The 13,458-nt window shown below is 61.9% G+C and carries 13 protein-coding genes; 12 read left to right on the top strand and 1 reads right to left on the bottom strand.

Going from position 1 to position 13,458, the window contains the following annotated elements:
- Positions 1 to 72: 72 nt before the first annotated feature.
- The 10 genes from KW848_RS26780 to KW848_RS26735 all read left to right on the top strand — a co-directional run bounded on the left by KW848_RS26780 (position 73) and on the right by KW848_RS26735 (position 11,042).
- Positions 73 to 822 (top strand): AraC family transcriptional regulator, encoded by a 750-nt coding sequence (locus KW848_RS26780; protein ID WP_218538579.1) that lies wholly within the window; start codon positions 73 to 75, stop codon positions 820 to 822.
- 250 nt (positions 823 to 1,072) lie between these two features.
- Positions 1,073 to 1,891, top strand: coding sequence for a transporter substrate-binding domain-containing protein (locus KW848_RS26775; protein ID WP_218538578.1), 819 nt, complete (start codon positions 1,073 to 1,075; stop codon positions 1,889 to 1,891).
- 10 nt (positions 1,892 to 1,901) lie between these two features.
- On the top strand, positions 1,902 to 3,680 hold the full coding sequence (locus KW848_RS26770) for an aconitase X (protein WP_218538577.1): 1,779 nt from the start codon (positions 1,902 to 1,904) through the stop codon (positions 3,678 to 3,680).
- A complete protein-coding gene (locus KW848_RS26765) occupies positions 3,673 to 4,338 on the top strand; it encodes an amino acid ABC transporter permease (RefSeq protein ID WP_218538576.1) in 666 nt (221 codons plus the stop codon). The genes KW848_RS26770 and KW848_RS26765 overlap by 8 nt, the downstream gene beginning before the upstream one ends.
- Positions 4,339 to 4,348: 10 nt before the next feature.
- The gene (locus KW848_RS26760; protein WP_218538575.1) at positions 4,349 to 4,999 is read left to right on the top strand and encodes an amino acid ABC transporter permease; all 651 of its coding nucleotides are present in this window, start codon (positions 4,349 to 4,351) and stop codon (positions 4,997 to 4,999) included.
- Positions 4,992 to 5,714, top strand: coding sequence for an amino acid ABC transporter ATP-binding protein (locus tag KW848_RS26755; RefSeq protein ID WP_008157200.1), 723 nt, complete (start codon positions 4,992 to 4,994; stop codon positions 5,712 to 5,714). The genes KW848_RS26760 and KW848_RS26755 overlap by 8 nt, the downstream gene beginning before the upstream one ends.
- A 131-nt stretch (positions 5,715 to 5,845) precedes the next feature.
- Positions 5,846 to 6,874, top strand: a complete 1,029-nt coding sequence (locus KW848_RS26750; protein WP_218538574.1) for a proline racemase family protein — start codon at positions 5,846 to 5,848, stop codon at positions 6,872 to 6,874.
- A 138-nt stretch (positions 6,875 to 7,012) separates the two neighbouring features.
- Entirely contained in the window at positions 7,013 to 7,930 is a 918-nt protein-coding gene (locus KW848_RS26745) for a dihydrodipicolinate synthase family protein (RefSeq protein WP_008157198.1), read from the top strand.
- Positions 7,931 to 8,001: 71 nt separating this feature from the next.
- Entirely contained in the window at positions 8,002 to 9,399 is a 1,398-nt protein-coding gene (abaF, locus tag KW848_RS26740; RefSeq protein ID WP_218538573.1) for a fosfomycin efflux MFS transporter AbaF, read from the top strand.
- A 62-nt stretch (positions 9,400 to 9,461) separates the two neighbouring features.
- Positions 9,462 to 11,042, top strand: coding sequence for an aldehyde dehydrogenase (NADP(+)) (locus tag KW848_RS26735; RefSeq protein ID WP_218538572.1), 1,581 nt, complete (start codon positions 9,462 to 9,464; stop codon positions 11,040 to 11,042).
- Between the two features lie 138 nt (positions 11,043 to 11,180).
- Here KW848_RS26735 and KW848_RS26730 read toward each other — a convergent pair whose 3' ends face one another.
- A complete protein-coding gene (locus KW848_RS26730; protein ID WP_218538603.1) occupies positions 11,181 to 12,188 on the bottom strand; it encodes an Ldh family oxidoreductase in 1,008 nt (335 codons plus the stop codon).
- Between the two features lie 236 nt (positions 12,189 to 12,424).
- Between KW848_RS26730 and KW848_RS26725 the strand changes: the two genes are divergently transcribed.
- Positions 12,425 to 12,865 carry an Ohr family peroxiredoxin gene (locus KW848_RS26725; RefSeq protein ID WP_192409668.1) on the top strand — a complete coding sequence of 147 codons (441 nt, stop codon included), beginning with the start codon at positions 12,425 to 12,427 and terminating at the stop codon, positions 12,863 to 12,865.
- A 76-nt stretch (positions 12,866 to 12,941) separates the two neighbouring features.
- A complete protein-coding gene (locus tag KW848_RS26720) occupies positions 12,942 to 13,394 on the top strand; it encodes an Ohr family peroxiredoxin (RefSeq protein WP_111448668.1) in 453 nt (150 codons plus the stop codon).
- Positions 13,395 to 13,458 lie beyond the last annotated feature (64 nt).

Below are 13,458 nucleotides of genomic sequence, written 5' to 3'. Positions count from 1 at the left end.
GCCGGCCCGGGGCTTTCGGCTCCGTCGCCGAGTCTTTATGATCCCGGGCATTGCCTCCAGACGCCCAGCGCCATGTATGCCTCGCTCACTACCTTCAAACCCTGCGACCTGCCCACCCTGCTGAGCAGTCTGCAGCCGATCGCGGCGCTGCTCGACACCCTGTCGGACGTGGTGTTTTTCATCAAGGACAGCGAGGCCCGCTACGCCTTCGTCAACCAGACCCTGGCCCGGCGCTGCGGCTTCAAACACAGTGACGAGCTGCTCGGACGCACCGCCGACATGGTCTTTCCCGAGCGTTTCGGCCCGCTGTACACCGAGCAGGATCGACGGGTGCTGTCCACCGGCCGCGAACTGGCCGACCAACTCGAACTGCACCTGTATTACGGTAACCAGCCGGTCTGGTGCCTGACCCACAAACTCGCGCTGCGCGACCTGCAAGGTCAGATCGTCGGTTTGGCCGGCATTTCCCGCGACCTGCAAGCGCCACAGTCCAGCCATCCGGCCTTCCAGAAACTTGCGGCGGTGGACGCGCATATCCGCAGCCATTTCGCCAGGTCGATCAGCCTCGCCGAACTGACCGCGATCGCCGGGTTTTCCGTGGCGCAACTGGAGCGCCACTGCAAACGAGTGTTCCAGCTCACCCCACGGCAGATGATTCACAAGGCGCGCCTGGAAGAAGGCTCCCGGCTGTTGCTGCACACCGACCTGCCGATCACCGAGATCGCCCTGCTCTGCGGTTACACCGACCACAGCGCGTTCAGCCGGCAGTTCCGCGCCTTGACCAGCCTGGCGCCAAGTCAGTATCGCGAAAGCCGTCGCTGAAGCCGGGCGAGTGTTCCTTTAAGGGGCGCCCGCCGTTCCCACTGCTCCCTTCTGTAACACCGCCTGATACGGCCCGCCGAGGCGCTCTTCTCCTACGCCCTGTTCCCACAATCTTGTAAGACCTTTAGCTCAAGGCTTGGCGATTAATTCTCGCCTCAGTTCGGAAACGGGCACGCTCATTGCTAATCACATATCGTATACGAAATTCACAATACGATATCCAACAGCACTTTCCGACAACGAGGCCTCTATGAAAAACACCGCATTTGCCGTAGCCCTCAGCGCTGTTCTCAGTACCTCCTTTATCGCCACCGCCCAGGCCGACAAGCTCGACGACATCATTGGTTCGGGCAAGCTGCGCTGCGCCGTGACCCTGGACTTCCCGCCGATGGGTTTTCGCGATGAAGGTAACAACCCGGCCGGTTTCGACGTGGACTACTGCCGCGACCTGGCGAAAATCCTCGGGGTCGATGCGGAAGTGGTTGAAACGCCCTTTCCGGATCGAATTCCGGCACTGGTCTCCGGGCGCGCAGACGTGATCGTCGCCTCCACCTCCGATACCCTCGAACGGGCCAAGACCGTCGGCCTTACCGTGCCGTACTTCGCTTTCCAAATGGTCGTGCTGACCCGCGACAACACCGGCATCAACAGCTTCGCCGATATCAAAGGCAAAGCCCTGGGCAACACCAGCGGCACCTATGAAGCCATTGCTCTGGAAAAAGACGTGAAGAACTGGGGCACCGGCACCTTCCGCGCCTATCAGTCGCAGAACGACACGCTGCTGGCGGTCGCCCAGGGTCACATCGACGCCACCGTGGTCACCAACACCGTGGCCGCCGCCACGATCAAGTCGGGCAAATACAAGAACCTGAAAATCGCCGGTAACGCGCCGTACACCATCGACTACGTGTCCCTGGGCGCCAAGCGTAACGAGTATGGCCTGCTCAATTACCTCAACCTGTTCGTCAATCAGCAGGTGCGCAGCGGCCGCTACAACGAGTTGTTCACCAAATGGGTCGGCACCGAGATTTCACCCACCGACCTGACCGTGCCCAAGGTCTATTACTGAGGTGTCCGGCATGCCTAGGCCAACCTCTCTGACCGGTCGCGGCCTGGTCGCCGGTGCCGCCCAAGGCGCCCTGCTGTTTGCCGATGTGGGCTTGAGTTTCTGGGGCGGGGTCGATCCGTTTAGTGGAGAGATCATCGACCGTCACCACCCGCTCAGCGGCGAACATCTGGCCGGTCGGGTGCTGGTGATCCCCAGTGGTCGCGGCTCATGCACCGGCAGCAGTGTGCTGATGGAACTGATCAGCAACGGTCATGCGCCGGCCGCACTGGTGCTGGCCGAACCCGATGAGATCCTGACCCTGGGCGTGCTTGTGGCACAGACCATTTTCGAGCGTTCCCTGCCGGTGCTGTGCATCGGCCGGGAGGCTTTTGCCGCCCTACGCGGCAAGGCCTTTGCTCGGGTCGAAGCCTCAACGGTGACCCTGTTCGAACACCTGCCGGGCGATGCCTGGCAGGCACTCGACAGTCCGTTGCAGACAGCAGAAAAAAGCACCGCCATCGAACTCACCGAACACGATCAGGCACTGCTTGACGGCGAGCATGGCAAGGCCGCCCAAGTGGCGATGCAGATCGTCCTGCGCATGGCTGAACTGCAAGGTGCGCGCAGTCTGGTGGATGTCACCCAGGCACACATCGACGGCTGCATTTATACCGGGCCTGCGAGCCTGCGCTTCGCCGAACAACTGGTGCAGTGGGGAGCCAAAGTGCGGGTGCCGACCACCCTCAATTCGATTTCCGTCGACCAACGCCGTTGGCGCGAGTTGGGCATTGATCCGGCACTCGGGGTACCCGCCAGCGCCCTTGGCGATGCCTACATGGCGATGGGCGCACAGCTGAGTTTTACCTGCGCGCCCTACCTGCTCGACAGCGCGCCGAAGGCCGGCGAGCAAATCGTCTGGGCCGAATCCAACGCCGTGGTGTATGCCAACAGCGTGCTCGGCGCACGCACCCTGAAATACCCGGATTACCTGGATATCTGCATCGCCCTGACCGGCCGCGCGCCCCTGATCGGTTGCCATCTGGACGCGCAACGTAAAGCGAGACTGCAAATCGAATTGCCGGTTTTAGCTGAACTGGACGATGCCTTCTATCCGCTGCTCGGTTACCACATCGGTGCCCTGGCCGGCAGCCGGATTCCGCTGGTGCTGGGGCTGGAACAGAGCAGGCCGAGCCTGGACGATTTGAAAGCCTTCGGTGCCGCTTTCGCCACCACCTCTGCCGCGCCGCTGTTTCACATCGCCGGGGTGACCCCGGAAGCACTCGACCCGACGCAGGTGCTGGAGGCGAATGTCCCCGTGCCGGTGGAAAAAATCCGCCAGAAGGATTTGCTGCTCAGCTGGCGCGAACTCAACAGTGCCCGCGACAACCGGGTGGATGTGGTCTCGCTGGGCAACCCCCATTTCTCCCTCAGCGAATTCGCGCATCTGGCGCGGCTGTGCCGGGGTCGGCACAAACACCCCGAAGTAGTGCTTGCCATTACCTGCGGTCGTGCGGTGCTGGAGCAGGCCCGCGAGGCGGGACATATCGCGGTGATCGAAGCCTTTGGCGCGACGCTGGTCACCGACACCTGCTGGTGCATGCTCGGCGAACCGGTGATCCCGCTGACCGCCAAAACCTTGATGACCAACTCGGGCAAGTACGCCCATTACGCACCCGGCCTGGTGGGCCGCAAGGTGCACTTTGCCAACCTCGCCGAATGTGTCGACGCCGCCTGCAGCGCCACGGCCAGTGGTCGTTTGCCGGCCTGGCTGCAATCGGCCGCTTCTCTGGAGAACCCCGCGCATGTTTGATTACACCTTCCAATGGCGCGCGACCCTGCGCGCCCTGCCGGACATGCTCGCCGGCGCCTGGGTTACCTTCGAGACCGCTGCGCTGTCGATGATCTTCGGCGTGCTGATCGCCCTGGCCCTGACGGTGATGCGCGAAGCCAAACAACCGTTGTTGCGCGGCATCGGCAACGGCTGGGTGTCGATCGCCCGCAACACCCCGTCGCTGTTCCAGATCTACGTCCTCTACTTCGGCCTCGGCTCGCTCGATTTACACGTCAGCTCATGGTTCGCGCTGCTGGCCGGGATCACCTTCAACAACGCCGGTTACCTGGCGGAAAACTTTCGCGGCGGCCTCAAGGCTGTGCCCGGCACGCAAGTGCGCGCCGCGCGTTCGCTGGGCATGAGTGCCTTCCAGGCCTACCGGATGATCATCGTCCCGCAGCTGCTGCGGATCGTGTTCTACCCGTTGAGTAACCAGATGGTCTGGGCGGTGCTGATGACGTCGCTGGGGGTGATCGTCGGGCTGAACAATGACCTCACCGGCGTGACCCAGGATTACAACGTCAAGACGTTCCGCACCTTCGAATATTTCGCCATCGCCGCGGCACTGTATTACCTGATTGCCAAGGCGATCGTCGCCGTCGCCCGGCTGATGGCCTGGCGACTGTTCCGCTACTGAGGAGGTGAGCATGTTGACCACCAGTTTTTCCTGGAATGACCTGTTGTTCTTGCTGGATGGCGCTTGGGTCACTCTGAAACTCACGTTCTGGTCGATCATCCTCGGCTCCTTCGCCGGGTTGCTGTTCGGCTTGCTGCGGGCGTTGTTGCCGCGCGCCAGCCTGCCACTGGCCTGGGGGCTGGACGTGTTTCGCAGCGTGCCGTTGCTGATCCAGTTTGTGTTGTTCAACTCGCTGAAAAGCATCGTCGGCTTGAACATCAGCGCCTTCAGCGTCGGCTGCATTGTGCTCGGGGTCTACGCCGCCGCGTACTTCACCGAGATCGTGCGCAGCGGCGTGCTGTCAGTGCCGTTCACCGTGCGCCGGGCCAGTCGCTCGCTGGGCCTGAGCTTCCTGCAGGACTTGCGCTGGATCGTCCTGCCGATGGCCACGCGCGTAGCCTTTCCCGGCTGGCTGAACCTGGTGCTCAGCGTGATGAAAGACACCGCGCTGGTGATGTGGATCGGCATCGTCGAACTGCTGCGCGCCTCGCAAACCATCGTGACCCGCATTCAGGAGCCGCTGCTGGTGCTGTGCATCGCGGGCCTCATCTACTACGTCATGAGCCTGGTGGTCGCTCGCCTCGGCGCTCGTCTGGAAAGAAGGTGGCAAGAAAATGATTGAGATCGACAACGTACACAAATCCTTCGGCAACCTCGAAGTGGTCAAGGGCGTCAACCTGACGGTGAACAAGGGCGAGGTGGTGTCGATCATTGGCGGCTCCGGCTCGGGCAAATCGACCCTGCTGATGTGCATCAACGGTCTGGAGCCGATCCAGAAAGGCAACATCCGCGTCGACGGTGTCGAGGTCCATCACAGCGCCACGGACCTCAACCGTCTGCGGCAGAAGATCGGCATCGTCTTCCAGCAATGGAACGCGTTCCCGCACCTGACCGTGCTGGAAAACGTGATGCTGGCGCCGCGCAAAGTACTGGGCAAGAGCAAGGCCGAAGCCGAGGAACTGGCGGTGAAACAACTGACCCACGTCGGTCTGGGTGACAAGCTCAAGGCCTTTCCCGGCAAGCTCTCCGGCGGTCAGCAACAGCGCATGGCGATTGCCCGCGCCCTGGCCATGTCGCCGGACTACATGCTGTTCGACGAAGCCACTTCGGCCCTCGATCCGCAGCTGGTGGGCGAGGTGCTGGACACCATGCGCATGCTCGCCGAAGACGGCATGACCATGGTGTTGGTGACGCATGAGATCCGCTTTGCCCGGGATGTGTCTGATCGTGTGGCGTTCTTTCGCAATGGGCTGGTGCATGAGATTGGTTCGCCGGATCAGGTGATTGGTAATCCGGTGCATGCCGAAACTGCGGCGTTCCTGAAATCAGTGAAGTAGCGGATGGCCCCTTCGCGAGCAAGCCCGCTCCCACAGTGATTTTGTGTACACCATCAAACCCTGTGGGAGCGGGCTTGCTCCGGGCGGCGTTCCGACGAAGGGGCCCTAACAGACAAAACAAGGAGCAGACAATGCGCTCATCGAAAGTCATCCATGTAGTCAGCTGCCACGCCGAAGGCGAAGTCGGCGACGTGATCGTCGGCGGGGTCGCGCCACCACCCGGGGCCACCGTGTGGGAACAGTCGCGCTGGATTGCCAAGGATCAGACCCTGCGCAACTTCGTCCTCAACGAGCCGCGCGGCGGCGTGTTCCGTCACGTCAACTTGCTGGTGCCGGCCAAGGATCCTCGGGCGCAGATGGCCTGGATCATTATGGAACCGGCCGACACACCGCCGATGTCCGGTTCCAACTCACTGTGCGTGGCCACCGTGTTGCTCGACAGCGGCATCCTGCCGATGACCGAACCACAAACCCGGCTGGTGCTCGAAGCACCGGGCGGACTGATCGAAGCGGTGGCCGACTGCCGTGACGGCAAGGTCGAACGGGTGGAAATCAAGAACGTGCCCTCCTTCGCTGACCGCCTCGACGCCTGGATCGAAGTTGAAGGTGTCGGCTCGTTGCAAGTCGACACCGCATATGGCGGCGACAGTTTTGTGATCGCCGATGCCAAGCACCTGGGCTTTTCCATTCGTCCTGATGAAGCGGCGGAGCTGGTCGAGGTCGGGCTGAAAATCACCCGCGCGGCCAACGAACAATTGGGCTTCGTTCATCCGCTGAACCCTGAGTGGTCGCACATTTCCTTCTGCCAGATCGCTGCGCCCCTCGTCTATGAAAATGGCATCGCCGCCGGCGCCAACGCGGTGGTGATTCAACCCGGCAAGATCGACCGTTCGCCCACCGGCACCGGCTGCTCGGCGCGCATGGCGGTGCTGCAGGCCAAGGGCTTGATGCAAGTCGGCGAGCGTTTTATCGGCCGTTCGATCATCGGTTCAGAGTTTCACTGCCGCATCGATTCGCTGACCGAAGTGGCCGGACGCCCGGCAATTTACCCGTGCATTTCCGGCCGGGCCTGGATCACCGGCACTCACCAATTGCTGCTCGATCCGAGCGATCCGTGGCCACAAGGCTATCGCCTGTCTGACACCTGGCCTGGGGCCTGAGCACAGCCTTACAAACCCTGACCAAAAAACTCTGACCAACGGCTAGTAAAAAACCCCTCGTAACTGAAAAAAGCACTGGCCGAGTCTTTTTACTTGAAATATCGTATACGAAATACAATTAACGAACCGGAGGCAACAATGAGCAAGCGCATTAACTGGAGTGGCGTCTTCCCCGCGGTGACCACTCAATTCAACGACGACTTTTCCATCAACCTGGAAAAAACCCACCAGGTGATTTCCAACGTGATCCGTGACGGCGTGTCGGGTCTGGTGGTGTGCGGTTCGGTGGGGGAAAACACCTCCCTGACCGCCGAAGAAAAAATCGCCGTGACCGAAGTCGCGGTCGACGCTTCCCGTGGTCGCGTGCCGGTGATTTGCGGTGTGGCTGAATTCACCAGCATTCAAGCGGCCAAGGTGGCCAACGCGGTGCGCCGGGTTGGCGTTGACGGGGTCATGCTGATGCCGGCGCTGGTCTACGGCTCCAAGCCGTTCGAAACCGCCGAGCACTACCGCTACGTGGCAAAAAACGCCGACGTACCGCTGATGGTTTACAACAACCCGCCGATCTACAAAAACGACGTCACCCCGGACATCCTGATTTCCCTGGCCGACTGCGACAACGTGGTGTGCTTCAAGGATTCTTCCGGCGACACCCGCCGTTTCATCGACGTGCGCAATGAAGTGGGCGACCGTTTTGTGCTGTTCGCCGGCCTTGATGACGTGGTGCTGGAAAGCATCGCCGTGGGGGCCGAAGGCTGGGTCTCGGGCATGTCCAACGTGTTCCCGAAAGAAGGCGAAACTATCTTCCGCCTGGCCAAGGCCGGTCGCTTCGCCGAAGCCATGCCGATCTACGAATGGCTGATGCCGATCCTGCACCTCGACGCCCGTGCCGATCTGGTGCAGTGCATCAAGCTGTGCGAAGCCATCGCCGGTCGCGGCAGCGCCCTGACCCGTCCACCACGCCTGGCCCTGCCGGAAGCCGATCGGGTTTTCGTCGAGCAGATCATGGCCAAGGCCCTGGCCAATCGTCCGGAACTGCCGGACGTCGGTCTCTGAGTGATTGCCGGGCGGGTCCTTGAGGACCCGGCCCGGCTGCCTGTCTCTGCGCCTCTACAGGAAACGTCCGCATGCCCACTCCTCACAGCATCTCTCGCACAACTACGCCCTCAGGACTCAAGCGTGTCGTGGCTGCCGCCATGGCCGGCACTGTCGCCGAATGGTATGAATTCTTTCTCTACGGCACTGCCTCGGCACTGGTCTTCGGCCAGCTGTTCTTCCGTCAAACCGACAGCCCAATCGACGGCATCCTCGCCGCCTTCGCCTTGTATGCCGTTGGCTTCCTCGCCCGCCCATTGGGTGGTTTGGTGTTCGGTCACTACGGTGACAAGTTCGGCCGCAAACGCCTGTTGCAACTGAGCCTGGTGGTGGTCGGCATCACCACGTTCCTGATGGGTTGCCTGCCTGGTTTCGATCAGATCGGCTACGCCGCGCCCGTGTTACTGGTGCTGCTGCGGCTGATCCAGGGTTTCGCCTTCGGCGGTGAATGGGGCGGTGCGATTCTGCTGGTGTCCGAACACTGCCCGGACAATCGCCGAGGCTTCTGGGCCAGCTGGCCGCAAGCCGGTGTCCCGGCCGGTAACCTGGTGGCGACCGTCGCGTTGCTGTTGTTGTCGTCGAACCTGTCGGAGGAACAATTCCTCGCGTGGGGCTGGCGTGTAGCGTTCTGGTTCTCGGCGGTGGTGGTGCTGATCGGCTACTGGATTCGCACCAGCGTCGATGACGCGCCGATCTTCAAGAAAGCCCAGGCCCGTCAGGCGCAAAACAAGCAACAGCAATTGGCCGTGGTCGAAGTGCTGCGTCATCACTGGCGTGCGGTGCTGGTCGGTATCGGCGCGCGGTTTGCCGAGAACATTCTTTACTACACCGTTGTAACCTTCTCGATTACCTACCTGAAATTGGTGGTGCACAAGGACACTTCAGAGATTCTGTTTCTGATGTTCGGCGCGCACCTGCTGCATTTTTTCATGATCCCGCTGATGGGTTATCTGTCCGACCTGGTCGGACGCAAACCGGTGTACCTGACGGGTGCGATCCTCACCGCGTTCTGGGGCTTCATCGGCTTCCCAATGATGGATACAGGCAACAATTGGCTGATCATCGGGGCAATCACCCTGGGCCTGGCGATCGAGTCGATGACCTATGCGCCCTACTCGGCGCTGATGGCGGAAATGTTCCCGACCCACGTGCGCTACACCGCGTTGTCCCTGTGCTACCAGGTGGCACCGATCTTCGCCGGCTCGTTGGCGCCACTGATTGCCCTCACCCTGCTCAACAAGTACCACAGCTCGACACCCATCGCCTGGTACCTGGTCGGCGCCGCGCTGATCTCCATCGTCGCCGTCGGCCTGACCCGGGAAACCCGTGGCAAGTCGCTGCACCTGGTGGATAGCGAATCTGCGGCGCGGATCGCTGCCCTGAACAACGCCGAACCCGCCACCGCTCGCCGGGGTGATTCGCTGGCTTGAGGGCAGTGAATATTTGTGGCCGGCGCGCCTTTGCCTTTGCCCCTTTTCGACAGGAGTTTTTCATGCCCCACATCATCGGCCACAACTACATCGGCGGTGCGCGCAGTGCCGCCGGCAACATTACCGTGCAAAGCCATGACGCCAGCACCGGTGAAGCGCTGCCCTACTCGTTCATGCAAGCCACCGTTGAAGAAGTCGACGCCGCCGCCCAAGCCGCAGCTGCCGCCTACCCAACCTTCCGCAACTTGCCGGCGAGCCGGCGCGCAGAATTTCTCGACGCCATCGCCGCGCAACTGGATGCGCTGAACGATGAATTCGTTACCCTGGTCACCCGCGAGACGGCGCTGCCAACCGGGCGTATTCAAGGTGAGCGCGGGCGCACCAGCGGCCAGATGCGCCTGTTCGCTCAGGTCCTGCGCCGTGGCGATTTCTACGGTGCGCGCATCGACCGCGCTTTGCCCGAGCGTCAGCCGCTGCCTCGTGTGGATCTGCGTCAGTACCGCATCGGCGTGGGCCCGGTCGCGGTGTTCGGTGCGAGCAATTTCCCGCTGGCGTTCTCCACCGCCGGTGGCGACACCGCTGCCGCCCTGGCCGCCGGTTGCCCAGTGGTGTTCAAGGCCCACAGTGGGCATATGGCGACTGCCGAACTGGTGGCCGATGCAATCCTGCGCGCCGCCGAGCAAACCGGCATGCCCAAGGGTGTGTTCAACATGATCTACGGCGCGGGTGTCGGCGAAGCGCTGGTCAAGCATCCGGCGATCCAGGCGGTGGGTTTTACCGGTTCGCTCAAGGGTGGACGCGCCCTCTGCGACATGGCTGCCGCACGGCCTCAGCCGATTCCGGTGTTCGCCGAAATGAGCAGCATCAATCCGGTGCTGGTGTTGCCCGAAGCCCTGAAACTGAGGGGCGAGAAAATCGCCAGTGAACTCGCCGCGTCAGTGGTGCTCGGTTGCGGCCAGTTCTGCACCAACCCCGGATTGGTGATCGGCATTCGCTCCCCCGAGTTCAGCGCATTTATTCAATCGCTCAGCGCGGTAATGGCCGACCAGCCGGGGCAAACCATGCTCAACACCAGCACGTTAACCAGCTACGCCAAGGGCGTGCAGGCGCTGCACACGCATCCGCACATCAGCCACCTCGCCGGTCGTGAACAACAGGGCAAGCAGGCCCAGCCGCAGCTGTTCAAGGCCGATGTCAGCCTGCTGCTCAATGGCGATCCTCTGTTACAGGAAGAAGTGTTCGGTCCGACTACCGTGTTGGTGGACGTGGCCGACAAGGCCGAACTGCTACGGGCGTTGCAGAGTTTGCACGGTCAACTCACGGCCACCCTGATTGCCGAAGCCGGTGACCTGCAAACCCATGACGAGCTGCTGCCGCTGCTTGAACAGAAAGTCGGCCGGGTACTGTTCAACGGCTACCCGACCGGCGTCGAAGTCTGCGATGCGATGGTGCATGGCGGGCCCTACCCGGCCACCTCCGATGCCCGTGGCACCTCGGTCGGCAGCCTGGCCATCGAGCGTTTCCTGCGCCCGGTGTGCTACCAGAATTGCCCGGATGCGCTCTTGCCCGACGCGCTGAAAAACGCCAATCCGCTGGGCATCGCCCGTCTGGTCGATGGCAACAGCCACCGCGAACCGCTGTAAAACCACTCAATCGAGCAGCGACCTCCTGTGGGAGCGGGCTTGCTCGCGAAAGCGGTGTAACAGTCGACAGAAATGTTGGAGGTTACGGCCCCTTCGCGAGCAAGCCCGCTCCCACAGGTTTGGTTGCCCTCCGTTTCTTCAATCCAGCAGGGCTTTCAAGTCGTTGTACAAGGCTTCGGGAATCTGCACGCCCTCCGCCAGACTGCGCGCTCGCGCCTCGTAACGCCGTTGCGACGGCAAGCGGGCGCCCTGCCCTTGTATGCTCTGGAACATCACTTCGGCGCGGGCCAGGTGCTGCTCGGTGGCCTCGCCGAGAAAGCGTCGCGGATCGAGGGCGATGATCAGCTCGCCGTGGTACGGCGACGACTTGCTGCCCGCGTCGTACGCCAGCGATTCGGCACTGGTCAGGTCACCAATCAACGGCCCGGCGATCAACTCCACCATGGCGGCCAGCGCCGAGCCCTTGTGCCCGCCGAACGTCAGCATCGCGCCGGCATCGAGTACCACGTTCGCATCGGTGCTCGGCTGCCCGTCTGCATCGACGCCCCAACCTTCGGGAATCGCTTTGCCGGCACGTCGATGCAACTCGATCTCGCCACGGGCAATCGCACTGGTGGCGAAGTCGAACACAAACGGATCCTTGCCCGAACGCGGCCAACCGAAGGCAATGGGATTGGTGCCAAACACCGGTTGACTGCCTCCCGCCGGCGCGACCCAGGCATGGCTGGGATTACACGCCAGCGCCACCAGGCCGGCAGCGGTCAATTGCTCGATCTCGACCCACAGGGCGGAAAAATGCACACAGCGATTGATCGCCAGGGCCGCAATCCCGTTTGCCCGGGTTTTCTCCTCCAGCAATGGCAGACCCGCCTGAAACGCCAACTGGGAGAAACCACCCGCCGCATCGACCCGCACAATCGAAGGTGCCTGGTCGATCACCCGTGGCTCGGCATCGGCCACCACCTTGCCGGCCCTGAGCGAATTCACACACCCCAATACCCGATACAAACCGTGGGAGGCGCAGCCATCGCGCTCGCCGGCAATCACCGTGGCGGCCACCGCCTGAGCGTGGGCAAGGTTGAAACCGTGGTGCAGCAAGATCGATTCGGCCAGCTCGCGAGCTTCGGCCAGGGACAGTCGTTTCATCATCAACTCCTTGGACAGACCGTCCAGACTGGCCCATTCCAGACGCCACGGCTTGATCGCTTTAGGCCCGGTCGACGACGAATTCGGCATATCTCGGCCACCGACCATTCGTCGGCTGCATCTCACACCACCCCTTGACACCGATTGAGCTCTGGGTGAGTATTATTTCAATCGCATACGATACAAACGTATACGACAGACAGACTGCATCTATTGAAACGTTGAGGATTCACTCCATGAGCAAGATCGAAAAAGTACTGGTTACCGGCAAGACCCACACCACGTTCAGCGACGCGACCCGTGCCCACGGCAAGCTCGACATCGAGCTGTCATCGCCAGGTGACGCAAAACCGGCCCACGTGTTCGCAGCCACCCAAGCGCACCCGACCGCCGAGCAACTGTTCGCCGGTGCGTGGTCGGCCTGCTACATCTCCGCCATCGAACACATAGCCAAGGCGAAAAAAGTGGTGCTGCCGGCCGATGCATCTGTCGACATCGAGATTGATCTGGGCCAGACCGGTCAGGCTTATTTCCTCCAGGCTCGATTCTTTGTCCGCTTGCCGGGCGTGGCACACGACGTCGCCACCGCACTGGCGCACGCCGCACACGAACTCTGCCCGTACTCGAAAGCGACGCTGGGCAACATCGACGTGGCGCTGAACGTCCTGACGGCGTGAAGATCGCTTTAATTTATTAAATATATCGCATGCGATATAAGCGCATACGAGAACAGTAAAAACTCAGGAAATCATCATGAGCAAGATCGAAAAAGTACTGGCCACCGGCAAAACCCACACCACCGTCAGCAGCGCTGGCACTACCTCGCGCGGCCATGACGGCAGCCTCGACATCACCCTGTCGACGCCCGGCATCGCCAAGCCTGCCCACGTGTTCGCCGCTACCCAGGCGCACCCGACTGCCGAGCAACTGTTCGCCGGTGCCTGGTCGGCCTGCTACACCGCCGCCGTCGGGCTGGTGGCCGGTGAGATGAACGTGGTGCTGCCGTCGGATCTGTCCGTCGACATCGAAGTCGATCTGGGTCAGACCGGTCCGGCCTATTTCCTTCAGGCTCGATTGACCCTGCGCGTGCCGGGTTTGTCCCACGATATCGCGACGACACTGGCGCACACCGCCGATCAAATCTGCCCGTACTCGAAAGCGACGCGGGGTAACATTGACGTGGCCCTGAACGTCCTCACGGCTTGACGCACCGCGCGGCGTTGCTATCGATCAGCATTGTCGATATGCCACATATGACGTATGCGCTTTA

It is taken from the genome of Pseudomonas sp. PDM25 (genome assembly GCF_019219045.1).
Classification (GTDB): Bacteria; Pseudomonadota; Gammaproteobacteria; order Pseudomonadales; family Pseudomonadaceae; genus Aquipseudomonas.
Note: the sequence above shows the minus strand (reverse complement) of the source record. Positions and strands in the feature narration are given on the sequence as shown.

Excerpts from the sequence above, each read along its gene's own strand:
- KW848_RS26780 (WP_218538579.1), top strand. The coding sequence starts at position 73 with ATGTATGCCTCGCTCACTACCTTCAAACCCTGCGACCTGCCCACCCTG.
- KW848_RS26775 (WP_218538578.1), top strand. The coding sequence starts at position 1,073 with ATGAAAAACACCGCATTTGCCGTAGCCCTCAGCGCTGTTCTCAGTACC.
- KW848_RS26770 (WP_218538577.1), top strand. The coding sequence starts at position 1,902 with ATGCCTAGGCCAACCTCTCTGACCGGTCGCGGCCTGGTCGCCGGTGCC.
- KW848_RS26765 (WP_218538576.1), top strand. The coding sequence starts at position 3,673 with ATGTTTGATTACACCTTCCAATGGCGCGCGACCCTGCGCGCCCTGCCG.
- KW848_RS26760 (WP_218538575.1), top strand. The coding sequence starts at position 4,349 with ATGTTGACCACCAGTTTTTCCTGGAATGACCTGTTGTTCTTGCTGGAT.
- KW848_RS26755 (WP_008157200.1), top strand. The coding sequence starts at position 4,992 with ATGATTGAGATCGACAACGTACACAAATCCTTCGGCAACCTCGAAGTG.
- KW848_RS26750 (WP_218538574.1), top strand. The coding sequence starts at position 5,846 with ATGCGCTCATCGAAAGTCATCCATGTAGTCAGCTGCCACGCCGAAGGC.
- KW848_RS26745 (WP_008157198.1), top strand. The coding sequence starts at position 7,013 with ATGAGCAAGCGCATTAACTGGAGTGGCGTCTTCCCCGCGGTGACCACT.
- abaF (WP_218538573.1), top strand. The coding sequence starts at position 8,002 with ATGCCCACTCCTCACAGCATCTCTCGCACAACTACGCCCTCAGGACTC.
- KW848_RS26735 (WP_218538572.1), top strand. The coding sequence starts at position 9,462 with ATGCCCCACATCATCGGCCACAACTACATCGGCGGTGCGCGCAGTGCC.
- KW848_RS26730 (WP_218538603.1), bottom strand. The coding sequence starts at position 12,188 with ATGAAACGACTGTCCCTGGCCGAAGCTCGCGAGCTGGCCGAATCGATC.
- KW848_RS26725 (WP_192409668.1), top strand. The coding sequence starts at position 12,425 with ATGAGCAAGATCGAAAAAGTACTGGTTACCGGCAAGACCCACACCACG.
- KW848_RS26720 (WP_111448668.1), top strand. The coding sequence starts at position 12,942 with ATGAGCAAGATCGAAAAAGTACTGGCCACCGGCAAAACCCACACCACC.